This is a genomic window from Nostoc sp. MG11 (genome assembly GCF_014904695.1).
Classification (GTDB): domain Bacteria; phylum Cyanobacteriota; class Cyanobacteriia; order Cyanobacteriales; family Nostocaceae; genus Komarekiella.
Genome location: NZ_JACXXN010000003.1, coordinates 87,239 through 110,533, shown reverse-complemented (window position 1 = coordinate 110,533; position 23,295 = coordinate 87,239). Strand labels below are relative to the sequence as shown.

Sequence of the window (23,295 nt, the reverse complement as noted above, 5' to 3'; positions counted from 1 at the left end):
GTCATCGTGTCTTTGATTTCCAAAGAAAACTTCTTCCCAGAACTTCTCAAGATGGGTGGTAAATGTTACGCTATCCCATCATGACTATCAAGCGCCGACAATTTATCACAACCTGTGGGTTAGCTGCCTTAGCTACCCAAAGCCCTCCACTTGTTGCCCACGGTCAGCTATCCCCGAACATCATCCTCAAACCATCCCGCCTGCAAATAGGTGATACGGTAGGATTGATTGCCCCTGCGGGTATCATTGACGCTAAAGACATCGAAGCAGCAAAGAAATCGATATCACAGTTAGGCTTAAAAGTCAAGCTAGGGAAGCATATTTTAGATCGCTACGGCTATTTAGCTGGTAAAGATGCCGATCGCGCCGAGGATGTTAACGTGATGTTTAGCGATCGCTCAGTGAAAGCAATTATTGCTATGCGTGGAGGCTGGGGTTGTAGTCGCATTTTACCTTTACTTAACTACTCGCTGATCCGTTCCCATCCCAAAATCCTCATGGGGTACAGCGATATTACTTCTCTATTGTTAGCAATTAATGCCCGCAGTCGGGTAATTACTTTTCATGGGCCAGTTGCTACGTCTACTTGGAATCAGTTAACGGTAGATTACCTTAAGCGCATTTTATTTAATGCTGAAGCGGTGACAATGCAAAATCTTAATCCCAGAGAAGTACCAGTGGAGATGATCGCACCCGGAAAGGCAAGGGGTAAACTTGTGGGTGGTAATTTGTCAGTGTTAGCAGCGATGGTAGGATCACCTTACCTGCCTTCCTGGAATAAAAGCATCCTGTTTATAGAAGAAATTGGCGAGGATGTTTATCGTTTAGACCGGATGCTGACGCAGTTAAAAACTGCTGGTATTCTTAACCAAATCGCTGGCTTTATATTTGGGCAATGTACTAATTGTAGTCCTGGGGATGAACCATCATTTACCTTAATGCAAGTATTACAAGACCATATAATTCCCCTAAACATTCCCGCTTGGTACGGTTCAATGATTGGTCATATTAAGGATAAATTTACCCTACCAATTGGTGTAGAAGTGGAAATAGATGCCAATTTTGGAACAATACGAATGTTAGAGGTAGCTGTCAGTTCAGAATAACACAGAGGTAATTTTTACCCTACGAGTGATCGCCTGATTATATTTTCTCTGACACGGGGTGATTTCAACACCTAAATTATGGGTGATCGCTTAATTATTATGTTTTATTTATATATTTCTAAAATCAATCATCGTCTGGCGATAAGCATCTGGCAATCCTGTATCAAAACACTTACCTTTAACAACATATCCTGTCATTCCCTTTTGCTGACACAATCTATCAAGACAAGACGTTAACTGAAATTCACCCCGTTCCCGGAAATTTTTATTGATGTGTTCTGCCAGAAAATCAAAAATTTCCGGCGTCAATAAATATAAGCCAAATATACATAAAAATTTATCTTTTGCCATTCCTTCTACACGCAAATGCTGATATGCATACTCAAGGGTGGGTTTTTCAGAGAGTTGTGTTACTTCAATAATTGAATTTAATTCTTGCCAAATTCCTGTTACACATCCAGCTTTATGAATCATCTCTGCTGGCATTGTAGTTAAACTAACAACGCTTTTATTAACTTGTTCGTAAACATCTAAAACTTGACGTGCACAAGATTTTTCTGTGTCAGATGCATAAATATGATCGCCCAGCATCAACAGAAATGGCTCATCTTGCACCCAGTCCTTGGCACAAAAGACTGCATGACCGTAGCCGGCTTGCTCCTTTTGCGTTAAAATTGTGACCTTGCTGCCTAACTCTTGGAGATATCGGCTATATTCTTGATTCTGTGGTGACAGTTTGTCGAAAAGTTCTTTTTTTGGTGGATTTTTAAATAAATCTTCAAAGATTTCTTGATCATCTGGCTGCACTACTATTCCAATTTCTGTAATTCCAGCACTGATTGCCTCTTCAACAATTGCTAGAATCACAGGTTTTGCCCTGCCATCTTGATCAATAATCGGAAAAAGTTCTTTTTTGACAACTTTAGTAGCTGGAAACAAGCGAGTGCCGAAACCAGCCGCCGGAATCACAGCTTTGTTAACTTGCTTTTTTTGCATAAATCGTCGGTTTTAAATATTAAATTTGAAAAAAATTACAAGCGATTATTTCTGAGAATTTCAATTAGTTGATCATTAAAATTGTAATTTAAATACATAAGCTATCTCTCGCATACTCAATGGCGATTCTTTGCCGATAGCTCACAGCGTATTTACTACATAAGGTGAGTAATTTATATAACTGCATTTTGCACGTTGCGAAACTGTCTGATTTGCTCCTAAACGCAAGTGAACGCCAATAAATATAATTTTTATATACTAAATATATAAATTTTCTCAAATTATGCTTTGTTTTATTCGTTACTATCCATGATGAGTTTTTTTAGTGTTCAGTTGATAAACTGTCACTCACTAGATTCCCCGTTTTATAGCAGAAAAGATATTCTTATTTAGTGCAAGGAGTGATACCATTTCACCACATGTTTGTCACAATTTATCCTCGCAATACTCCCTGTTAGGGGAGTATTGTAGATTTAAAATGTTACAGAGCAAAAGTGGTTTGGTATAAAGTTATACGGGAAAGTGCTTGAGTGAGCAAGACTCTCAAGTACTTTTTTGTGTATAAAAATTTTATTATTGGAGAAAAATATACATTATTTTTCAATTAACTAGGACTTACGCATATGGACACAATATATTGTGTCCCTACAATAATACGTATTCCACGCATTTAAAAATTTCTGCAAGTGTTGCAAAACACACACGCAATAGAATCAGAACTTACGCAAAACTTGCGATATTGAGGATTTTGAGAAAATCCCAAGCGATCGCTAAAATCTTTACAATATTAAATAAGATAAAGATGTATATCAGAGTCAGAATCAATGGTGCTATTTGGATTTGGCAAAAAACAGGTTATGCCCACTCCTGAAGAAGCTTTGCCAGGAAGGGCACAGTCTATACAAGTACCCACTCATCACTATGTTAATAAGAATCCCCTAAAACCTCCTTTTCCCGATGGATTGGAAAAAGCATTGTTTGGTTTGGGCTGTTTTTGGGGTGCAGAACGTAAATTTTGGCAACTGAACGGAGTTTACACCACCGCCGTAGGATATGCTGCCGGGTTCACGCCCAATCCTACCTATGAAGAGGTATGTAGTGGACGGACTGGTCACAATGAAGTCGTATTAGTTGTGTTTGACCCCAAAGAAATTAGTTATGGCGAACTGCTAAAAGTCTTCTGGGAAAGCCACAACCCCACCCAAGGAATGCGTCAGGGTAATGACAGCGGCACTCAGTACCGTTCTGGAATATATGTGTATTCTGAAAGTCAAAAGCAGCTAGCAGAAGCATCACGAAAAGCTTATCAGCAAGCTCTCAACAAATCAGGTTATGGCGAGATAACTACAGAAATCTTGGATGCACCTGAATTCTATTACGCAGAAGCTTACCATCAGCAGTATTTAGCTAAAAACCCCAATGGTTATTGTGGTTTGGGTGGTACAAACGTTGCTTGTCCTGTGGGTGTAGTTGAATCGCAAGTAAGGAGTTAGAAGAACAGGAGTCAGAAGAGAGCAGGGGAAGAATACCCCACTGTCTCCTGACTGCCTTCTTCTTACAATGCAGATTTGAGCAAAGCGATCGCCCACGTCCACAATGCAATACTTATAGGTGCTCCAATGAGGACACCGGCGATCGCCCAGCCTCTTTGATGGGCTTTGAAGTGTTCAATACTGCGCCACGGCCTACTTTTCCAAGCCCATTCATTGCCCTTTGCACCGAGAGCGATCGCCATTACCCAGCCAATTTGTGGTACGAAACAGAATAGCCCAAACCACACTTGATTAGGCCACAACCATAACCAAGGTAGTAGAAACGCCCCCCAATTCCACCCCAGAATTTCCTCTGGGACGGCTTCAGTGTAATTATTGATTCCGCATCCAGAATTGTTGGTGACTTGTTTTAATGGCAAAAGCTGATTCTTGGCAGGTTTGACAGCCAAACCAGATTTGAGAGCATTCAACGCTTGACGAGCACTAGCAAAGCGCTGCTCTGGAGCCGGTTCAGTTAACTTTTGTAACCAGCTGATCAAACTCGGACTCAGGTTAACTCGCTCAGTAAATTGCAACCGCAAATCTTGCTGCGGTAAATCAGAAGGGGAGATACCAGTTAACAAATGAATCAAAGTTGCTCCCAGTGCATAGAGATCCGATGCTGGAACCGCTCTACCACCAAATTGTTCCATTGGAGCATAACCATAAGTACCCACAATGGTAAAAGTAACGCCTTCTTTTGCCGCCTTATCCTGAACTGCGCCAAAATCAACTAAATAAATATGATTATCTTCACCCCAGATTAAATTACTTGGCTTAATATCCCGGTGCAACACCCCTGGATTCAACTCATGCAAATGCATGAGAATATTCAAAACCTCAATAGCAATTTTCCTAACTCGTTTTTCGGTAAACCTTTTGCTAATAGTAAGTTGTTCCTTGAGTGACTCACCAGGAATATACTCTTGTACTAAGCCAAACCAGAGTGTGCGATCGTCAATACAAAAATAATCGATATACCGAGGAATACGGGGATGATTTAGCTGTTTAAGAATTTGTGCTTCTCTCTCAAAGAGTTTTAGGTCATCCCACTGTACAGTACCGCCAAAAGCCAAAAGTTTGACAACAACTAACGAATTTTCTGCATCGGAAGCTCGTAAATCCTTTGCTAGCCAAGTTTGACGAATCCCATTGTTGCCGAGTTGGCGTTGAACTTGATAACGCTCTTGTAATATCTGCTCTGCTTGCAGCATTTGACACCTGCTTGCAATTTACGCTGATCTGATTCTCTTACTATTTAAGGATAGTCATTATCTCGCAAGACTGTGGGAGGGATAGAATCAGAGAAGCAAACTTAGTGTCAACGATCATTTGCCGATCCAAGATAATTTTTGCTGTAAAAAGCTTGATATTCCGCAGACAGCAAAAGTTCCCACCAATCACGATGAGCGAGATACCATTCAACAGTTAAACGTAAACCCTCAGCAATTGTAACTGAAGGCGTCCAACCAAGTTGATTTTTGATTTTGTTCGCATTAATTGCATATCTCCTGTCATGTCCTGGTCTATCTTTGATGAAAGTAATTAACTGCTTTGAGGGCAAAACTGGTAAGTCAGGTGCTAATTCATCCATCATCTGGCACAAAATCTGTACAAGATTGATATTTTCTACCTCATTGTTACCACCAATATTGTAAGTTTCTCCTGGTTTACCGTGATTAATCACCACATCTAAAGCATGACAATGATCGCCTACATAAAGCCAATCTCGTACATTCTTACCATCACCATAAACAGGTAATGGCTTACCCATTAAGACGTTAATACACATTAATGGAATGAGTTTTTCGGGAAATTGATAGGGCCCGTAATTATTAGAGCAATTTGTGATAAGTGTCGGGAGTTTATAAGTATGATAATAAGCACGAACTAAGTGATCACTGCCAGCTTTCGAGGCTGAATAGGGACTATTAGGAGCGTAGGGCGTTGTTTCACAAAACGCTGACTCATCTGGGTTCAGACTACCATAGACTTCATCAGTAGAAATGTGTAGAAAACGATAGCTAGACGGCTCTGATTTTGCCTCCCAGTGCTGCCGAAAAGCTTCTAGAAGAGTGAAAGTTCCTACCACATTAGTTTGCACAAAAGCGCCAGGTTCGAGAATTGAGCGATCAACGTGAGATTCAGCGGCAAAATGGGCGATGATATCAATATTTTCAGTTGCTAATAACTGCTCTACAACAGAGCGATCGCAAATATTTCCCTGCACAAACCGAAAATTTTCTCTTCCTTCAACTAGCGCTAAATTACGACGATTTCCAGCATAAGTAAGAGCATCCAACACTACCACTCGGTCACTGGGATAAATTTGACACCAATGATGCACAAAATTTGCCCCAATAAATCCCGCACCCCCTGTTACCAATAACCGCCGATTCATTAATTTCCTCTCTTTTTTTGTGGTTCGTCAATCTTTTTCACGCCGCACCACAATATTAACCCCTAAAATATTTTTTGCTGAACTTATCGTATATCCTCTGTGCCATTAGTTTTGCCATACGCATTTTCGTCAAACTCTTAATATTAGATGAATGCCGGATTTTGTGATCAAAAAATTCATTTAATTCATCTACTATTACTTGGAAACGCTGAATAATATTTTCAGTTCTATACTCAGTCAAAAACTCTTTAGAAAAGGATAGTGGCATGGAAGAATTAACCACTTTCAAAATACGTTGTACATCATACTCTTGAGAATAGCCGGCAATCTTATAGCAATTAAATCCTGGATCTAAATAATCGGACAATCCACCATTGACACTAGAAAATACTTGACAGCCACAGGCGATCGCTTCCATTGGTTGCAGTCCAAATCCTTCACTAACACGCTGTTTCGCCCAATATTCAGCAGAATCATACAGATAAACCTTAGCCCTATTAAATAATCCAGGTAAATCTTCTACATAGGAATCAACGACCAATACTTTACATTTTTTTTGTAACGCCGGAATCAATTGCTTAATTAAATACTCAGAAGATTTTCGAGTTTGAACTAAAACATCAATATCTCGCTCAATATGTGAATTTTGAAATTCCTCAGGAATTTGATTAGGCAAATAGTAAATCAGAGAGTTGGGTGATTTTTGTCCCCAATATCCCATCGTATTTCGACTCACAGTAATGATCGGAATACTCGCAGGTAGCACAAATGGGTAACCTGCACTATGAGCATGATAAACTACGTTGTAAGATTTGAGCTTAGTGACAAGTTTAGCAACATCAAATCCCCAGCTAATGACAAAAAGTACATCATTTAAATCTTTCTCTTTTAGCAAATCATCTATGAAAAGCTTGCCTTTTTCTCGTTGACGATAAGTTACAACATCCGCACTACAGAAGTGCTGAGCAAGATTAACTGTTTTTAACTCTGCAAATAAACCACCACAAGCAAATTTGTCATCTGTCCCAGGGAGTAAGAAGTAAAGCTTTCTCATTACACGATTTTTTTATATGAGTAGGGGAAGTGGGGGAATCAGAGGAAGTGGGAGAACCAAGGGAAAAAATAACTCTTGACCCTTGACTCTTGACTCCTCTCCTTCTAATTAATCTTGCCAGCACACCTTAACAAAATGCCCCTGTCGTCCCCAAACGTCGCGTGTACGGGTAATATTTTCAATTGCTAGGTTAAAGGGGATAGCAGTTGTTAAGTAGCGCTGCGCCATAGAACCCAAATCAGGTGCAAGTTCGGCTGCTGTGGTGGCTGCTAACCCCAAACCTATCAGCTGCTCAATTGGTCGAAACGGTAGTATAAGATGCACACTCACAGCTAGTCCAGCTGTTAAGAGCATTGCTACTGATAAATTGGTGCCGCAACGGGGATGTACAGCCAAATCCCATTCTCCACTGGTGAGGCGATGTTGAGCAAGTGCGATCGCTCGCCGCAAATCACTAATGTTTACCTCACCATAAAGGTAGAAACCCTGTTCGGTAGACAAACCGCTTAATAGTTCGTTATCAACTTGAATATTAGTAGACGCTAGTGGAGGAGAATAAGCGCTTTTTGATTCACCTAGAACCCAAACAGTTGCGTGTTCTAGGGCGTGAACCTGTCGCAGCATCAAAATTTCTTTCAAACCTGGAATAAACGATAGCTGCTTGAGTAAATCGGCATCTTGTGTAGGTTGGGGAAAGTCCAAGGGTCGGTCTTCGAGGCTCGGAACTTTCCCAGATAAAGGTATTGTAAAATCAAAACCAAAAAAGTCAAAGGGAGATGAACCACCTTTGGCAGAAGCAGAAGTATTCATAGGAACACTGCTCCCCAAGCCTATGGAGCAACATAGATTTCTTTCAAATGTAACGCTTGAGCCTGTGGATTGTTGCTAATTTTTGTTGATGATTCGTTGACAACAAAGTTAGAGCGCTATATTCCAATAAAGATCTTTATGGATTTTGGCAATACGTTATTTATAAGGGCAGTTTCGCCGGCTTAAGGAAACTGCTTGTTCCAGACTCACGTTAGCGTGAGTTTTCTTTTCGTCTTTGTAAATGTCAGTTGAGTACTGAGGAAATTTCCCATCGGTACTAATTATTTTTTTCCTAGGGAAATATAATAGTACCGATGGAAGGAAAACTGCCTTTACCCAGAACCAATAGGCTAGTAATCCGTTCTGCTGCATTTTGAGAGGAATTCTGAATCTATAGTTTCCGCTTCCGAGGGTTAGCTGGCTCCATTAGCGTAAACTCCCACTAAGTAAAGGATGCGGAATTGGTAGAGGTGATCACACTGAAATAAAGGCGTGAGGAGAACAATCAGTAAATCTCAAAATTGGGTTGTCAGCATACTAGACAAGATTAATCACGTCGTTACTAGCAAATTGTTTATTCGTTCTGATTAGGCAGAATACAGCAGTTGACATCATTCAAACAGACTTTGCCCCACTGTAAAGCCCAGCGGACAAGAGCTACTCGATTTTCTGTCTGGGTCTTAGTCAGAATATTACTGATATGGTTATCAACTGTACGCTTGCTAATTTCCAATTTTCCTGCAATTTCTTGGTTAGTTAAGCCAGCGGCCACTAAGTCGATAATTTGCAGTTCTCTGTCTGACAGAGTAACAGGGGTCTGAGACTCGCCACCAGCCATGACTGTTTCTATCCTCCCTTGGTATATGTACTTAATCGCTCTTTCTAATTCTAGAAGATTCTTTTGTAGGTAGGGGTTTCAAGTGTTCGTGGCAATACCATTATCTATATTTTCTTTGGATTTAAAATTGACAGTAATCTAAACCACGAAACTTTTATGTATTAAATATTGCTTTTTTGAATATAAAGTTACCGTATAATTATTGAGTAAATCAAGCGAGTATCCAGAGCATATACATGATATGGGAGTAGTAAAAATTGCTATTTCATTGTATGAAGGACTGGCGACAAATAAGCAGAGAACATTGTAGATTTTATACTGGAAATTTGTCATCTGTCTTTAGAAGTTTGCTAGGTCGGGAAACCCCCGAAGTTCACAGTTCGCCGATTTCTGGCGCTTTGACTTCTCCCCGCATACGACAGGCTCAACTTTTGGCAAAATCGAAAATCTAAAATGAAATGAGCAATCCCCGTGTTTTGTGCCTCGGTGAAATTTTGTTTGATTGTTTAGCCGATCAATTGGGGCTAAACCTGGAAGAAGTTCAATCTTGGACTCCCTACCCAGGAGGAGCACCAGCTAACGTAGCCTGTGCTTTAGTAAAGTTGGGAACGCCAGCAGGATTTATCGGAGCAGTTGGTGAAGATGAGCCAGGAAATGCACTGGTCAAGCTATTACAAGAAGTAGGTGTAGATACTACGGGGTTGCAACGCCATCCCACAGCACCAACACGGCAAGTTTACGTGACGCGAGATCTAGCAGGCGATCGCACCTTTGCTGGATTTGGTCAGTATAACACCGCAGAATTTGCCGACACCCGCCTGCAAGCCAAGAAATTGCCAAATTTGCTCTTTCAAGAGGCAGATTTTCTGGTTTTGGGTACTTTGGAATTAGCCTATCCTGAAAGCGAGCAGGCAATTCACCGCGCCCTAGAACTGGCAGAACAATACGACCTGAAAATTGTCCTAGATGTCAATTGGCGTCCTGTATTTTGGCAAGATTCCAACATCGCTCGTCAAAAAATTCAAGAATCATTTAAGCGAGTTGATTTTCTGAAACTCTCCAAAGAAGAAGCCGAATGGCTATTTGATACCGCCGATCCGGGAGCCATTACTTATCGCCTGGCTTCAGTTGAAGGGGTGCTGGTGACAGATGGTGAAAACGGTTGTGCCTATTGTCTGGGTGAAAATGAGGGCAAATTACCTTCGTTTTCCATTTCCGTAGTCGATACAACAGGTGCAGGAGATAGCTTTCTAGCAGGGTTCATCCACCAGCTGAGTCAGCATGGTATCCATAGCTTGCGGGATGCACAAATAGCAAAACGCATCGTTACCTATGCTAGTGCTGTTGGGGCGCTGACTACCATTAAACCAGGAGCGATCGCTTCTCAACCAACATCTGCTGAAGTCGAAGCTTTTCTAGCCTCAAATCAACTTTAGTAATTTCGTAGAGACGTTGCAATGCAACGTCTCTACAGTAGACCTCTTGCATAAATGCTTAAATTTAGGACTTACGCACTGAAGCCTGAAACCCTGATCCCCCCTAACCCACGCCAGTCGCTCCACTTGGGGAGACCCCATCGCATGATTGCGTCTCCCCAACTCTTGGAGACGCTACGCGAAGGGAGAAGACCGCGCTGGCTCCCCTTAAAAAGGGGGGAACGTCTAAAGCCCCCTTTCTAAGGGGGTTGGGGGATCTGAGTGCGTAAGTTCTGAAATTGTCATATTGAGCGGAGCGAAACATAGGAGTGAGATTCCTCCCTCCACTACGTTTTGGTCAGAATGACACTAATAACTTTCGGACATTTGCAAGAGGTCTAATGTCTATTCAAAATATGTCTTGAGATAATCCACGATCATTTCTGGTGGCTCAGAAACATCGATATACATAGCATCAGGTGGCTCCTCAAGGGCATCAAATTGGCTCTTGAGGAGTTTTTCGCTCATAAAATGATTGTGGCGTTCTTGTAATCGATTTTGAATGACCTCGAAAGATCCTTTGAGGTAAACTAACTTGACACGATCGCTATCCAATGACAAAAACTGGCGATAGTTAGCTTTGAGTGCTGAACATGCTAACACCACATTTTTATTTTCTTGCAACCACTGGGCGATCGCTCTTTGCAAATCTTGCAACCAAGGTATTCTATCGGCATCACTCAAGGGGATACCAAGCCGCATTTTCTCAATATTTGCTGGCGAGTGGAAAGCATCAGCGTCTCTGAATTCCCAGTGTAATGCATCCGCTAATAGAAGCCCGATGGTAGTTTTGCCAGATCCAGATACACCCATTACCAGAATAATCATATTAATTTGGCGCAAAGACACGAAAATAAAAAGACTCTTGAGCGATCGCCTACTTACTGAATTGAAGCCTTAACCCGTTACCACAGTCAATTTATCCTATCAACTAAGATATGCAGTCATGCGATCGCCTCTGGCGGGGCGTAGCCCATCGCCTCCTCAACAATTCTGTAAACCTCATAGACGGTGATCACAAGGTCTACAGTTTGGGATAATATGAGAATTCATGACATCAAAAGTAGAGTAGCTCTAAAAGTACTACTGTGTAACTGTTTCAGCTATCGGTTTTTATAGTCTTTGCCTATTTCACTTCTAATTTGGCAAAGTTAAGCTGTGCTGGAATCAAATACTCAAGGTTTGCGCCGTGTCAATCAAACACTACAAGCTTTAGTTTTAGGCAATGTTGTACTGCTTTGCCCTGATGACATTAAAACCTCATATTAGACGATGCAATGAACAATCAATCTGAGGACGAGTTTTTACAAGATCTGCCATTGATTTTAGCGGGGCCAATTTTACAACACACCGAACCCGAATCAGTGACGGTCTGGGTTGCACTCAAACAGCCTTGTCAAGTAGAACTCAAGGTGTACGACACAACGCATGACGGTACAGTGTTAGGTAACTCTCTATTAGAAGGAAGACGCTCTACAGTTGCGCTGGGAAAATCACTTCATATTGTAGCGGTAACGGCTCAGTCTAAGGGTAGAGAATGCCTAACTAGCGATCGCATATATGCTTATGACCTCCAATTTACTAACCAAACCTCTCATGAGCAATCTTTGCAGCAAGCTTTGTGTTCAAACCGCTTTCCCAACGTCAACATCAGCTATTTTGAACATCAAAAACCAACATTTGTTCTGCCGCCCAGCCGTCTCCAAGATTTACGACTTGTGCATGGTTCCTGTCGCAAACCCCACGGCGATGGATTCGATGCACTGCCTATCTTAGATTGCTTAATCGAAGAAGCTGCAAACCAACCAGCAAAGCGTCCCCATCAACTTTTTCTCACTGGCGATCAGATTTACGGAGACGATGTTGCCGCACCGCTATTGTGGGTGTCTAATATGCTTGGCGACGTGTTGCTGGGCTGGGAAGAACAGTTACCAATGACTCAGAATAAACCTACAAATGTTAGTTACCATACACCCAAACAGTTACCTCCCGGACAGCGAGTTGAAGTTGCGACTTACCAAGCTGGTTTTACAGCCGGATTACACAATAAAGATGCCAAAGTTGCCAGTCACCTTTTAGGTCTTGGTGAGTACTACGCATCTTATTTATTGGTTTGGTCGCCTGTGTGCTGGCCGACCACTTTCCCCAAGGGACGGGAGATGATGGGCGGTAACAAAGCGCGTCGCCAGTGGGATCGGGAAGTTCGAGAGATGCGCCAGTTTATCCATACTCTCTGGAAAGTGCGACGCGCCTTCGCAAATATTCCCGTGTATAGTATCTTTGATGACCATGATGTCAGCGATGATTGGAATCTCAATCAGGCATGGTGTTTACGAGTACTGGGACGACCCTTGGGGCAAAGAACTGTTCAAAACGCCCTGTTAGCTTATGCAGTTTCTCAGGCATGGGGCAATACACCCAAGCAATTTGAAGTCGGTCAACCTGGTGAAAAATTATTGGCAGCTGCTCAGGAGTGGTCTGCTTCCCAAGGTACAAATATTGCAGCTTATAATGCGATCGCCCGTTATCTAGGGATGCCACCTACCAACCCAAGCACTAACTTACCTGAGTTTGTTCAAGACGGTTCAGTATTTGTGCTAGAGCGACATCCTGAAGCACTTACTTGGCACTATACAGTACGGAGTCATTGCCATGAAGTGATTGTTTTAGATACGCGCACATGGCGGGGCTACCCTGCCGATGACAAACCAACTGCGCCACCGATGCTGCTTTGTCCCCAAGCCTTCGAGCAACAACTCTCTCTACCTCTACAACAAGCACCTCAGATTCAAGCCACATTAGTAATTGCACCTACGAATCTATTTAGCTTAAAAGTAATTGATTGGATTCACCATTGGCAGTTGCGACGCGATAAAGTGTTTGCCGCTGATGTTGGGGATTCCTGGAATATTCACACTGAAGCATTGGCGCAATTTATAACTACTCTATTTGAGCAACGCCAACAAGTTGTTGTTCTGTCTGGAGATATCCACTACGGTTCTGTTGTTCGCATGTCTCATGTAGCTACTTCTGCGAGTTCTAAAACGCAATCTGTCTTGGTGCAATTAACTGCTAGTGCGATGAAGAATGAAGAGACTATTACTCGGATCATCCATACACGATTGAAAGACTGGCTTTTACCGGAAAAGGTAAGACGGTGGATAGGATGGTCTAATCCACTCAATATGGTAGAACAAACAGCCAAACAATCTCGCCGCCATCAGCAGCCACAGATGAAACCCGATTGGTATTGTGCATTAGAGTGGATTCCTCGACAAAACACTCGGACTCCTGACTTTGGAGCTAATATACCGTGGCTAATCACTACCCGACAACAAGCAAGAAACGACAAACGCAAATGGTTAAAGCGGCTAATGTTCTGGAATTTACCCTGGTTTCAAGAGGGACGAGAAGTGGTGGGATTAAATAATTTGGCTGTAGTTAAATTTGAGTTGGCAGACACCAGCAGCCCTCACAAAGCAATTCAAGATTTGTACTGGTTTTCTCCCTGGTATCCTACCCAAATTGTTTATAGCCGTTTTGAAAGCCAACTTGTGCCTAATCAGTCTTTGTATGGGTTAGGAAGTACTAGTAAACTTGAGCGCTGATTAATTTTCGCGCGATCACACTCATAAAATGAACATTTATACCTAAAATGTAGTAATTAATACTATTTTTTGGTGGCAATCAAGGTAAATTTATTCCGTGCAAAGGAGTGTCAAGGGTGCATTTGCTAAACATAGATGAAATTTAGCTTGTTCAACGCGCTGAAGTATACGTTAATTCGCTTTAAAAAAATTGCAATAGCGAAAACGGGCGGCGAAGCTAATGAAAGCAAGCACCACATGGAGACAAAATGCAAATCATTAAGCGCAATGTCGAGTTAAGAGTAGACGACAGTTTAATGCGTGTTTACGTAGCATCTCCCAAACCAACAGGACTTTATCCAGGCATTTTGTTTCTGAGTGATATTTATCAGTTAGGTGGTGCAATGATTCGTTTGGCTAACTACTTAGCAGGATGCGGCTATGTAGTAGCAGCCCCGGAAATTTTCCATCGAACTGAGCCAGTTGGTCTAGTTATTGAACCAGACGATCTTGGACGGATGCGGGGTAATGACAATGCTCGCCGAACTCTAGTAGCTGATTATGACACTGATTGCCGTGCTGTGATTGAATTTCTTAAAAAAGAAAGTTCAGTTTCTCCGGGACAAATAGGCACTCTCGGATTTTGCATTGGTGGACACTTAGCTTTCCGAGCAGCTTTTCTGGATGAAGTTAAGGCAACAGTCTGCTGCTATCCTACTGGTATTCCGAGTGGTAAGTTAGGTAAGGGAGTAGCTGATACAATCGAGCGAGTCAGTGAAATCAAAGGCGAGATGCTAATTGTGTTGGGTACTCTTGACCCGCATATACCGGAGAATGACCGTCAAACCTTAACTAAAGCATTGGAAAATGCTAGGGTATCTCACAAAACTTTCTTGTATGAAGCAGAACATACCTTCATGCGCGATGACGGTTATCGCTACGATTCTGCTGCTGCTACCTCTGCTTGGTCTGAAATAGTAGCGTTCTACTTGTCACACCTAAGTTCCCAAAATTAAAACGCTGACTGATTTGATAGAAGAGTGGTTGGACGTTCATTAAAGTAAAATCCGCATACGTTGAATTCCAACGCCATCAACCACATATTTACTTCCCTGCTTTACCCAGGAATTGCGTCGGAATCTAGTTTCCACTCATGCTTGAGCAATTGCTGGTAAGTCTTTTCTTGAATCATCATCCGCTCATACAACATGAGTAATAACGCCTGAGCTTGTTCACGAGACATTTGCTGCACTTGGTCAGCAAAGCAACGGAGGCTAAATTCTTGTTCTAAAGATAATTTCATGGGCTGGTTCATTTCTGGCTCCTATGCCAAACTGGGGCAAAAACTAGAGGGTTAATAATAGCTTCTTTAATCTAAAGCTAAATATGTTGAAGTCTTACACCCATTGAACTTGAGGGCGTTTCCTTGTTTATGGGTGTTACCCTCTGTAAATTTATATTAACTAGTATAACAAAAAATTTACAAAGCTGGGATGATGCAAACGTGTCCTGCTTTTAACGCAGGGGAACGCAGAGGAATGCAGAGGTATTACTGTGTAATCAAATTTTCAGCTTTGCTAAACCCAAATAACGGATACCCTCTGGAGAGACATCAAAACGGCAGGGTAAGACTTCTAAACCGAGAGCGATCGCAGCCCGCAACAACTTACCATATATAGGGTCTGTAATATCGCCGGGGGCGAACTCAGTACAATCTCCCCGATTGATAAAGTAAAGCATCACCGCACGAGTTAGAGGTAACAGCGCCGTCAGTTCCCGTAAGTGCTTTTGTCCCCTTGTCGTTTCCGTGTCGGGAAATACTGCTAATCTCCCCTGCGCCCAAGTTGTGTTTTTCACTTCTAAATAAATCGGGCGATACTTATCACTCCCTGTCAAGAAAAAATCTACCCGACTTTTTTTATCTTGCCCATAAACTACTTCACCCCTGATTTGGTTATATTCGCCCAATTCTGGGAAAAGTTGTTTGGCCAAAGCTATCTTCACCAATCGGTTGGGCAAAACAGTATTTATGCCTACCCAAGTCGGCTCATTATCATGCACCTGAATTAGTTCCAAGGTGTAAGCCAATTTGCGGTTGAGATTATCGCTTTTGGAAAGCTGTACTGCACTACCAGGAGTTGATACTCCAGTCATTGGCCCTGTATTTGGACAGTGTGCTATCACTACTTCGCCAGAAACAAGTTGAACATCGGCAAAAAAGCGCTTGTAGCGTTTGAGCAAAATACCAGAATACAGAGGTGGATAGCGATAAAGCCAATCAATCATTATGGAACCTTGTTGCTGCTAGTAAATATACGTCGATTTTGCTGTAATTCTTCTTTGAAGAACTAAAACTGGTAGCGCATACACTCTACTGCTATTTAGCAGCTTGGCAAAGCAACCTTGTTTGTAGAATCTTGTGGAAACATGATTAGTTACGTTTCATTACATCTTGTACATTTGAAAGGTCTTTCTCATATCATGATTTGTCAATTTCTGTAGTCGTTTTTACGACAATTTAATAAAAAGTAGCATATACTTAAGGGTATAAGCCTCCCATAAAGAAAAATTTGGGAGGATTTAAACATGCAAGGAGGTAAATCCTATGCAAAAAGTATGGGGATTAACGGAATTAGAATATGCCTTTCTATTTACCCTGAGAAAGGTAAATTCAATAAATCTAGAAGGTTTTAAGCAATTTTTTAACGAACTACCTGTTGACCCTTATATCAAAGGTAACTATCGTTTGAGAAGATTATCTAGGTTCACAGTTTCTAGAGATAATTTAATCAAGCTACCTCATGGCTATCTCTTCCAAAGCAAAGAATATAATCCATTATTGGGTGATGTCAAAAGAGAGTTTGCAGAATTAGATGATGCACTCATAGAACTTGATATATTTAAGAATCTGGTTTTGGCATTTAGTGATTCCTGTAAACTTCATCCTGAAGCTGAAATCGGAGTTCATCAAATTAGAACTATCTGTTCACCCGATAATTTAGGTAATCCCGCGCCGGAAGGTATCCATCAAGACGGTACTGATTTTATTGCTATTTTCTCCGTTGACCGAGATAATATTCAAGGCGGAGAAACACATTTATACACTGCTAAAAAAGAAAAGCCTGTGTTTAGTAAAATTCTAAATCCAGGAGAACTAGTATTAGTCAACGATCATGAGTTTTTCCACTTCACTACTCCCATAAAACCAGTTACAAATTCTCAGGGAACGAGAGACGTTTTTGTTCTCACCTCACCTAGTTTACTTTCGGAGTAAGAATTCTAAAACTTGCTTTTCTAGTCAACTGAAAATATTTTACAATCTACAAGATATGGGGAATTGAATGCAGTCATTTCCCCAGCTTTTTTATCCGGTATTGGAAATAATCTTGCGGATAGTGGTTTATCTAGCTTAATAGCTAAAGTTGCCATATCAATTAATAACGCTGCAATCTTTTCTGTTGTGATATCACCCGGAATCGGAACTGTATCCAGTCCACAGCCACAAACTGCTGAATACAATAGTAAATTGGTAATATTATAGGTTTGCTCGTTAGCTCTTGCAGCCAAACCGACATCTTCACAAACAGGAAGCATAAGACCAGAGTAACCACATATTTTTACTGATACACTTTTCAAAGCACGGGTTAGCATACCAGAAATCGCTAGTGTTCCTTGATGTCCGAACTTGCCATTCATTAGTATTTCATAAGCAACAGCAATACTATTTTGTTTATCTAATGATGGTGTAAGAGATGTATCAATACCTCCATAAGCAATATCAAATTTATCAGATATTTTTTCGGCGATCGCAGCAATCTTATTTAATTCGATTTCCAACAAGGATTGCAGATTTTTTTCTGCCAATTGTATATTGTTAGCTTGGGTAAAAGCTTGCATTACCAAGTTACCTAATTCTAAACCTACAGCAAAAGATGTATTTCCTACATGATAGGAAGTAGGAAAAAATGGGATACCTGGCGGACAGTTTGCCCACACGCAGAAGCGAAAATTGCCATAGCCGTTTTCAGTTTCTTGCGAAATGCGTTTAATCGCTTTTGCAGATTCCCAAGCATTTTCAAAGTTTATACCAGTCTGGCGATCGCCAATTTTGCTTGAGGAGTAAATAATCGATGTATTTTTGTTAAAATCTGGAATTATAGCTATGGTTTCGGGTTGGCTTGCATAACCGATATTGAAAAAGCTAATATTAAGATTTTGACCAATTTGTTCTAAAGTTTGAATTTTACTGATAATTTCAACTGTTGATAATCCTTGTGAATATTCTGACCAAGCATTAGTAGCTATTCTAGTGGTTTGTACTTCGTAGCCTTGTTGCTCAAAAAATGCCTTTGCTTGCTGATTAAACGCAGCTGCTTGCTTAATTTTTTCTATATCTTTTAGCGATTGAAGTGATATTCCTGTGGTGATAGTTCTAATTTTCATCAGTACCAAGTATTATTAATAGTAGTAGGACTCAAAGTAAACAAAAATATACATATTACTGTTTTAGCGTAAGTTTGGACTAAAGCTAACTTCAAAAGCTAGAAGTATACAATATTCCATAAGGTACATACCATTTATAAAAATTTATGATAGATATTCGTTTTGTTTTACAGAAAATAGGAAATGAATGAAAGTCACGCTGAATACTTAGAATATTAAGGGCGAGTGACTTTTGGAATTAAACTAACTGATTCAACCCCAAAAAACGCCATGAATGACGAATTTTACTATAAGGGATTAGAAAAAGCCAAACAAAAAGACTATGCTGGTGCAATTAAGGAATTTAACCATGCTTTGCAACTAACACCTTACTTTGCTGAAGCTTACTTTCAGCGAGGTTTGGCATATTATGACTTAGGCGCAATTCTCCAGGCTGTTTCAGATTACACCGAAGCTATCAACCTTAATCCTGAGAGTGTCGAAGCATATTATTGTCGTGCGTTAGCCAGGGTAGCGCTGAAAAATCTGCCAGGAGCGCTAGAGGATGTTGAACGCGCTATTCGTCTGAATTTAAATTATGCGGCTGCTTATAGTCTGCGGGGAATTGTGCGGCGCAAACAGGGGTATATTCAAGATGCGATCGCTAATTTTAAAAAAGCAGCAGAATTATATTTAGAGCAACAGGACAAAGAAAATTGTCGCCTTTGTCTAGAACAAATTAAAAAGCTACAACCACCAGAAAAGCTAGCTGTTAAGCAATCAATTAAAACTCAACCTATCCTATCTACAAACGATTATTTCACACAATTATTAGAAAAAGCTGAAAAGGGAGATACGCAAGAGGCGATCGCTGATTTAAACTGGGTGTTACAAGCAGATTCGCAAGATGCCCAAGCTTACTGCTGTCGTGGGGTTGTGCGTTGTAAAATCGGGAATTATCGAGAAGCGATCGCAGATTTTAATCAAGCACTAAAACTGAATTTTCAAGAAGCAATTGTTTATCGCAACCGAGGCAAAGCACGTTATTTGTTAGGTGATCATCAAGGAGCGATCGCAGATTTTAACCAAGCACTCCAGATACAACCGGAAGATATCCTAGTGTATGTTGCCAGAGGTAATGTCTATCGGGCAATGGGCAATTATCTGGGTGCAATTAAAGATTACAACCAAGTATTACAAATTAATCCAAATGATGCCCAAGCTTACTATAATCGGGGCATTGCTTATACTTTATTAGAAGAAATGCAAAACGCTGTGGAAGATTATCAGCGAGCAGCAAGTATTTTTTGTGAACAAGAAGATTGGGAAAATTACCAACAAGTTTTAAATAATCTCGAAAAAATTCAAAAATTCAGTCCTGAATCCAAAAAGCAAAAAGATAACTTGCTACGTCAGCGACTTTTGCGATTAGTTGGAGGATATTGGGAAATAGCTCAAAGATTGATTGATCAAAAACAAGATTATTATCCTGGAATGTCAGAGGAATGGTATTTACAAAAAGTCATCGATGATTTGGAACGCGATCGCGGTAAGTAGCAAATTGGATAATATCTCACGCCAAGAGACTAGTTTTTCAGTCACATGGATAAATTAGCTCCATTACTCAATTTCTGTAATTCATAATCAAGCCATCTCGTAAAGTCGGCAAAATGCTACTTCGGTATGGCGACAGCCTGATGGGCGAATCAGGTAAATTAAAGATAAGTAAAGAAACGCTAATTTAACTAAATGACCGCTCTCAGTTTACAGGAAATCTCTGCTCAGTTAGAAAGTCCGAATTTGCGCGATCGCATGGTAGCCCTTGCCAATCTGCGTCACGTTTCCCCTGAAGACGCAGTACCTTTGATTAAAAAGGTATTGGATGATGAATCTCTGCAACTGCGCTCTATGGCAATATTTGCCTTGGGAATCAAGCCTACGGAAGAATCTTATCCACTTTTAGTGAGAATACTAGAAACCGATCCAGATTATGGTATTCGTGCTGATGCCGCTGGTGCTTTAGGATATTTGGGTGATGTCAGAGCCTTTGAAGTGCTTTCACGGGCATTTTATGAAGATACTGATTGGTTAGTCCGCTTTAGTGCAGCCGTTTCTCTAGGCAATATTAAAGACCCCCGCGCCCACGAAATCCTCATTAAGGCGTTGGATAGCGAAGAAGTAGTTTTGCAACAAGCTGCAATCTCCGCTTTAGGAGAAATAAAAGATATTGATTCTGTAGATCAAATCCTGCGCTTTGCCCAATCAGATGATTGGTTAGTACGGCAACGTCTTGCAGAAGCTTTGGGTCATCTTCCTACTCCCAAGAGTATCTCTGCTTTAAAATACTTAGAAAAAGACAATCACAACCACGTTGCTGAGGCAGCAAGGTTTTCTCTTAAGAAACTTGAGGAAACAGGCAATCCAGCTTAATATCAGTTCCTACTACCTTTTAATAATAAGTGGGGTTTTCGCATTTTGATGCAGGGTAATTTCATTCATGAATATTGAAGAATTTTTTCAGTTGAGTGCTGGTAAATGGTTTTCCCATCGTACTAGTCACCATTTAGCTGATAAGCAATTTGAACATGGCAAGTCAGACATCATCATTGAGACGCTAGCAGCAGATCATCCAGAGGTGATCAAACTGTGTCAACTGTACGAAATTGCTCCTGATTCAGCATCTTGTGGCGCTAGAGTTACTTGGAACGGCACGGAGCCAGAAAAATCCAATGGTTCTACTGTGTTGGTTTTAGTACCCGATGCAGATAATCCTGCTGAAGGCAAGTTACTCCGGGAGATGGATCATACGGAGAAATCCCCAGTAGCCAGACGTTATACGATAGACAGTGATGGCGCTTTGACCTTAACTACAGAGTATGAAACCATCTGGTCTGAAGAACGCCTGTGGTTTGCTAGCCCTAATTTACGAATGCGGGCTAGTGTATTAAAGCGTTCTGACGGCTTCAGTGTAGCCTCTTTCACTTCTGAGATTCGCATGGGTGGTTTTCCACCAGCTGCGAAAGCTTCCGAAACAGCTAATTCAGCATCGAGTTAGTGTTGCTATTTAATAAATCCCCCGGAAACGGGGGAGTCAAAATAATTCATAATTATTTGGTCACTATCTCCAATTACTCCATCAACATTAACCGCAGGGGATCTAAACGCACATACCAAGGTAAAGGTTGGTCTTTTATAGTCACCCATTTTTCCTTGAAAACTTCTGCTTGCAGATGGTAATCTTGAAGGCTATGAGCAGGAGAATGCAGTTTTAAAAATAACGTCATACGGTGGGGCGTTTCACTTGTGCGTACTACCCAGCAGGCAAAGGTATTTTCACAGGATGAATCTCTGGTAAATGTGAGCTGATGGGCGCGAATGCCGACATGAGATAATTCGCTCTTGATCGGTTCAATAACTTGGAGACTACAACCCCAGTCAACTGCTTCTACTTGTTCTGATGATTTGAGAACAGCACGAGAAAAGTTTTTACACCCAGTTAATTGAGCAACACTCACATTAGCAGGATGCTCAAAAATATCGTATTTAGAACTATGATGAACTGCTTTCCCATGCTCCAATACCAACAGATTAGAGCAAATTCGGTAAGCTTCTTCCATATTGTGGGTAACAAATAGAGTCACACCTTGATATTCAGCTAAAGTTGCCGTCATTTGCTGTTCTAATTGACTACGCAAGTGGGTATCCAGTGCAGAAAACGGCTCATCTAAAAGTAAGATTTCTGGTTGACTAGCCAATGCTCTGGCTAAGGCTACGCGTTGCTGCTGTCCTCCAGAAAGTTGATGCACAAAGCGATCGCCTAATCCCTGCAACTGCATGGCTATTAGTTGCTTTTCTACCTGTACCCGAATAGCCCCAGCAGATAGTCCCTTTGGTAAACCGAAAGCGATATTTTGCGCCACATTCAAATGTGGGAAAAGAGCATAATTCTGCACTAAAAAACCGACGCGGCGATCGCGACTTGGCAAATTAATTCCTTGTTCCGAGTCAAATAATACTCTACCATTCAAGACTATGCGCCCTCTAGTCGGTGTTTCTATCCCCGCAATGCAGCGCAAAATCATACTTTTACCCGCTCCAGAACCTCCCAATAATCCCAAAGGTTGCTCATTACTATTAAATGACACCTGGAGATGAAAACTCGGCAATCGTTTCTCGATGTCTACAAATAATCCTCTGCCCCCCTGCTCCTCTGCCCCCCTGCTCCTCTGCCCCCCTGCTCCTCTGCTCCCCCTGCTCCTCTGCCCCCCCTGCTCCTCTGCTCCTCTTGTCCCCCCATACCCTCCTCTCTCCCTAAATTCCTGCCAAAGATTGACTGCAATAATTCCAGATAGAGAAATTATCATAATAGCGATCGCCCAAAACCAGGCTTCGTTCATTGCTCCAGCTTCCACAGCAAAATAAATTGCCATAGGGATTGTCTGAGTTTGTCCAGGAATGTTACCAGCCAACATCAACGTGGCGCCGAATTCACCTAGAGCGCGAGCAAAAGCAAGAGTTGTGGCGGCTACAATGCCAGGTAATGCTAAGGGTAAACTAATGCGCCAAAAGATTGCGGTATCTCTTGCACCAAGAGTTTTGGCTACCCGTAGTAGATTCCCATCTATCTGTTCAAAAGCTCCCAGCGCAGTTTTATACATCAATGGAAAAGCGACAACTGTAGCTGCGATCGCTGCACCATACCAAGTAAAAACAATACTAAAATTCAAAGACTCCATCAGTTTCCCTGCTGGGCCATTTTTGCCAAAAAATAGCAGTAACAAAAAACCAATTACTGTAGGGGGTAAAATGAGCGGTGCAATAAATAAACCCTCAATCAAAGATTTACCTTTGCCGCGATATTCCAACATCCAATAGGCAGCAGCAATGCCTAAAAAAAAGGTGATAAATGTAGCGAGTAATGAGGTTTTAAGTGATATCCAGAGGGGCGATAAATCCATTTTTATAGATGTGTGTAGAAGAATTGATGTATGCAATTTGTTATGAATAGTTCAAATTAACCTAATTAAAATTTCTCTTTTGTCAACTCTTAGCTAGCGTCAAACATTGTTTATTA

Annotated in this window: 20 protein-coding genes; 9 read left to right on the top strand and 11 right to left on the bottom strand. The window is 41.3% G+C overall.

The annotated features are described in order from the left end of the window. The first annotated feature begins 80 nt into the window (after positions 1–80). A complete protein-coding gene (locus tag HCR01_RS05775) occupies positions 81–1,106 on the top strand; it encodes a S66 peptidase family protein (RefSeq protein ID WP_193195309.1) in 1,026 nt (341 codons plus the stop codon). Positions 1,107–1,214: 108 nt separating this feature from the next. Here the strand turns inward: HCR01_RS05775 and HCR01_RS05770 are convergent, their stop codons facing one another. Beyond that, positions 1,215–2,102, bottom strand: coding sequence for a UTP--glucose-1-phosphate uridylyltransferase (locus tag HCR01_RS05770; protein WP_193195308.1), 888 nt, complete (start codon positions 2,100–2,102; stop codon positions 1,215–1,217). An 824-nt stretch (positions 2,103–2,926) separates the two neighbouring features. On the opposite strand from HCR01_RS05770, the gene msrA reads away from it, so the two are divergent. Then, entirely contained in the window at positions 2,927–3,595 is a 669-nt protein-coding gene (msrA, locus tag HCR01_RS05765; protein WP_193195307.1) for a peptide-methionine (S)-S-oxide reductase MsrA, read from the top strand. A gap of 62 nt (positions 3,596–3,657) precedes the next feature. On the opposite strand, the gene HCR01_RS05760 is transcribed toward msrA, so the two are convergent. The 5 genes from HCR01_RS05760 to HCR01_RS05740 all read right to left on the bottom strand — a co-directional run bounded on the left by HCR01_RS05760 (position 3,658) and on the right by HCR01_RS05740 (position 8,737). Beyond that, positions 3,658–4,848 (bottom strand): serine/threonine protein kinase, encoded by a 1,191-nt coding sequence (locus HCR01_RS05760; protein WP_193195306.1) that lies wholly within the window; start codon positions 4,846–4,848, stop codon positions 3,658–3,660. 107 nt (positions 4,849–4,955) lie between these two features. Beyond that, positions 4,956–6,035, bottom strand: coding sequence for a dTDP-glucose 4,6-dehydratase (rfbB, locus tag HCR01_RS05755; protein WP_193195305.1), 1,080 nt, complete (start codon positions 6,033–6,035; stop codon positions 4,956–4,958). 55 nt (positions 6,036–6,090) lie between these two features. Continuing rightward, the gene (locus HCR01_RS05750; RefSeq protein ID WP_193195304.1) at positions 6,091–7,089 is read right to left on the bottom strand and encodes a glycosyltransferase; all 999 of its coding nucleotides are present in this window, start codon (positions 7,087–7,089) and stop codon (positions 6,091–6,093) included. 108 nt (positions 7,090–7,197) lie between these two features. Then, complete coding sequence (locus HCR01_RS05745; RefSeq protein ID WP_193195303.1) at positions 7,198–7,899, bottom strand: DUF6391 domain-containing protein; 702 nt, start codon at positions 7,897–7,899, stop codon at positions 7,198–7,200. A gap of 574 nt (positions 7,900–8,473) precedes the next feature. Continuing rightward, positions 8,474–8,737: a helix-turn-helix domain-containing protein gene (locus tag HCR01_RS05740; RefSeq protein WP_191757312.1), complete on the bottom strand. Its 264-nt coding sequence runs from the start codon at positions 8,735–8,737 to the stop codon at positions 8,474–8,476. 458 nt (positions 8,738–9,195) lie between these two features. On the opposite strand from HCR01_RS05740, the gene HCR01_RS05735 reads away from it, so the two are divergent. Then, positions 9,196–10,173, top strand: a complete 978-nt coding sequence (locus HCR01_RS05735) for a carbohydrate kinase family protein (protein ID WP_193195302.1) — start codon at positions 9,196–9,198, stop codon at positions 10,171–10,173. A gap of 384 nt (positions 10,174–10,557) precedes the next feature. On the opposite strand, the gene HCR01_RS05730 is transcribed toward HCR01_RS05735, so the two are convergent. After that, on the bottom strand, positions 10,558–11,040 hold the full coding sequence (locus tag HCR01_RS05730; RefSeq protein WP_193195301.1) for a gluconokinase: 483 nt from the start codon (positions 11,038–11,040) through the stop codon (positions 10,558–10,560). A 449-nt stretch (positions 11,041–11,489) separates the two neighbouring features. Here HCR01_RS05730 and HCR01_RS05725 point away from each other — a divergent pair, with 449 nt between their 5' ends. Continuing rightward, positions 11,490–13,820 (top strand): PhoD-like phosphatase, encoded by a 2,331-nt coding sequence (locus tag HCR01_RS05725; RefSeq protein ID WP_193195300.1) that lies wholly within the window; start codon positions 11,490–11,492, stop codon positions 13,818–13,820. A gap of 248 nt (positions 13,821–14,068) precedes the next feature. Next, on the top strand, positions 14,069–14,815 hold the full coding sequence (locus tag HCR01_RS05720) for a dienelactone hydrolase family protein (RefSeq protein ID WP_193195299.1): 747 nt from the start codon (positions 14,069–14,071) through the stop codon (positions 14,813–14,815). Positions 14,816–14,916: 101 nt separating this feature from the next. On the opposite strand, the gene HCR01_RS05715 is transcribed toward HCR01_RS05720, so the two are convergent. Next, the gene (locus HCR01_RS05715) at positions 14,917–15,114 is read right to left on the bottom strand and encodes an NblA/ycf18 family protein (protein WP_162397458.1); all 198 of its coding nucleotides are present in this window, start codon (positions 15,112–15,114) and stop codon (positions 14,917–14,919) included. 245 nt (positions 15,115–15,359) lie between these two features. Then, positions 15,360–16,085 carry a DNA/RNA nuclease SfsA gene (gene sfsA, locus HCR01_RS05710; protein WP_193195298.1) on the bottom strand — a complete coding sequence of 242 codons (726 nt, stop codon included), beginning with the start codon at positions 16,083–16,085 and terminating at the stop codon, positions 15,360–15,362. 319 nt (positions 16,086–16,404) lie between these two features. On the opposite strand from sfsA, the gene HCR01_RS05705 reads away from it, so the two are divergent. Beyond that, entirely contained in the window at positions 16,405–17,073 is a 669-nt protein-coding gene (locus HCR01_RS05705; RefSeq protein ID WP_193195297.1) for a 2OG-Fe dioxygenase family protein, read from the top strand. Between the two features lie 20 nt (positions 17,074–17,093). On the opposite strand, the gene HCR01_RS05700 is transcribed toward HCR01_RS05705, so the two are convergent. Next, positions 17,094–18,242 (bottom strand): DUF711 family protein, encoded by a 1,149-nt coding sequence (locus HCR01_RS05700; protein ID WP_193195296.1) that lies wholly within the window; start codon positions 18,240–18,242, stop codon positions 17,094–17,096. A gap of 270 nt (positions 18,243–18,512) precedes the next feature. Here HCR01_RS05700 and HCR01_RS05695 point away from each other — a divergent pair, with 270 nt between their 5' ends. From HCR01_RS05695 to HCR01_RS05685, 3 genes are all read left to right on the top strand, one after another. Continuing rightward, positions 18,513–19,778 (top strand): tetratricopeptide repeat protein, encoded by a 1,266-nt coding sequence (locus HCR01_RS05695; RefSeq protein ID WP_193195295.1) that lies wholly within the window; start codon positions 18,513–18,515, stop codon positions 19,776–19,778. A 192-nt stretch (positions 19,779–19,970) separates the two neighbouring features. Next, positions 19,971–20,651, top strand: coding sequence for a HEAT repeat domain-containing protein (locus HCR01_RS05690; protein WP_162397452.1), 681 nt, complete (start codon positions 19,971–19,973; stop codon positions 20,649–20,651). A gap of 67 nt (positions 20,652–20,718) precedes the next feature. Next, positions 20,719–21,276 (top strand): phycobiliprotein lyase, encoded by a 558-nt coding sequence (locus HCR01_RS05685; RefSeq protein ID WP_193195294.1) that lies wholly within the window; start codon positions 20,719–20,721, stop codon positions 21,274–21,276. A 73-nt stretch (positions 21,277–21,349) separates the two neighbouring features. Here HCR01_RS05685 and modB read toward each other — a convergent pair whose 3' ends face one another. Then, a complete protein-coding gene (gene modB, locus HCR01_RS05680) occupies positions 21,350–23,185 on the bottom strand; it encodes a molybdate ABC transporter permease subunit (RefSeq protein ID WP_193195593.1) in 1,836 nt (611 codons plus the stop codon). Between the last annotated feature and the right edge of the window lie 110 nt (positions 23,186–23,295).

Excerpts from the sequence above, each read along its gene's own strand:
- msrA (WP_193195307.1), top strand. The coding sequence starts at position 2,927 with ATGGTGCTATTTGGATTTGGCAAAAAACAGGTTATGCCCACTCCTGAA.
- HCR01_RS05695 (WP_193195295.1), top strand. The coding sequence starts at position 18,513 with ATGAATGACGAATTTTACTATAAGGGATTAGAAAAAGCCAAACAAAAA.
- HCR01_RS05725 (WP_193195300.1), top strand. The coding sequence starts at position 11,490 with ATGAACAATCAATCTGAGGACGAGTTTTTACAAGATCTGCCATTGATT.
- HCR01_RS05775 (WP_193195309.1), top strand. The coding sequence starts at position 81 with ATGACTATCAAGCGCCGACAATTTATCACAACCTGTGGGTTAGCTGCC.
- HCR01_RS05690 (WP_162397452.1), top strand. The coding sequence starts at position 19,971 with ATGACCGCTCTCAGTTTACAGGAAATCTCTGCTCAGTTAGAAAGTCCG.
- HCR01_RS05705 (WP_193195297.1), top strand. The coding sequence starts at position 16,405 with ATGCAAAAAGTATGGGGATTAACGGAATTAGAATATGCCTTTCTATTT.
- HCR01_RS05770 (WP_193195308.1), bottom strand. The coding sequence starts at position 2,102 with ATGCAAAAAAAGCAAGTTAACAAAGCTGTGATTCCGGCGGCTGGTTTC.
- HCR01_RS05685 (WP_193195294.1), top strand. The coding sequence starts at position 20,719 with ATGAATATTGAAGAATTTTTTCAGTTGAGTGCTGGTAAATGGTTTTCC.
- HCR01_RS05745 (WP_193195303.1), bottom strand. The coding sequence starts at position 7,899 with ATGAATACTTCTGCTTCTGCCAAAGGTGGTTCATCTCCCTTTGACTTT.
- HCR01_RS05700 (WP_193195296.1), bottom strand. The coding sequence starts at position 18,242 with ATGAAAATTAGAACTATCACCACAGGAATATCACTTCAATCGCTAAAA.
- rfbB (WP_193195305.1), bottom strand. The coding sequence starts at position 6,035 with ATGAATCGGCGGTTATTGGTAACAGGGGGTGCGGGATTTATTGGGGCA.
- HCR01_RS05740 (WP_191757312.1), bottom strand. The coding sequence starts at position 8,737 with ATGGCTGGTGGCGAGTCTCAGACCCCTGTTACTCTGTCAGACAGAGAA.
- HCR01_RS05730 (WP_193195301.1), bottom strand. The coding sequence starts at position 11,040 with ATGATTATTCTGGTAATGGGTGTATCTGGATCTGGCAAAACTACCATC.
- HCR01_RS05760 (WP_193195306.1), bottom strand. The coding sequence starts at position 4,848 with ATGCTGCAAGCAGAGCAGATATTACAAGAGCGTTATCAAGTTCAACGC.
- HCR01_RS05720 (WP_193195299.1), top strand. The coding sequence starts at position 14,069 with ATGCAAATCATTAAGCGCAATGTCGAGTTAAGAGTAGACGACAGTTTA.
- HCR01_RS05735 (WP_193195302.1), top strand. The coding sequence starts at position 9,196 with ATGAGCAATCCCCGTGTTTTGTGCCTCGGTGAAATTTTGTTTGATTGT.
- HCR01_RS05715 (WP_162397458.1), bottom strand. The coding sequence starts at position 15,114 with ATGAACCAGCCCATGAAATTATCTTTAGAACAAGAATTTAGCCTCCGT.
- HCR01_RS05750 (WP_193195304.1), bottom strand. The coding sequence starts at position 7,089 with ATGAGAAAGCTTTACTTCTTACTCCCTGGGACAGATGACAAATTTGCT.
- sfsA (WP_193195298.1), bottom strand. The coding sequence starts at position 16,085 with ATGATTGATTGGCTTTATCGCTATCCACCTCTGTATTCTGGTATTTTG.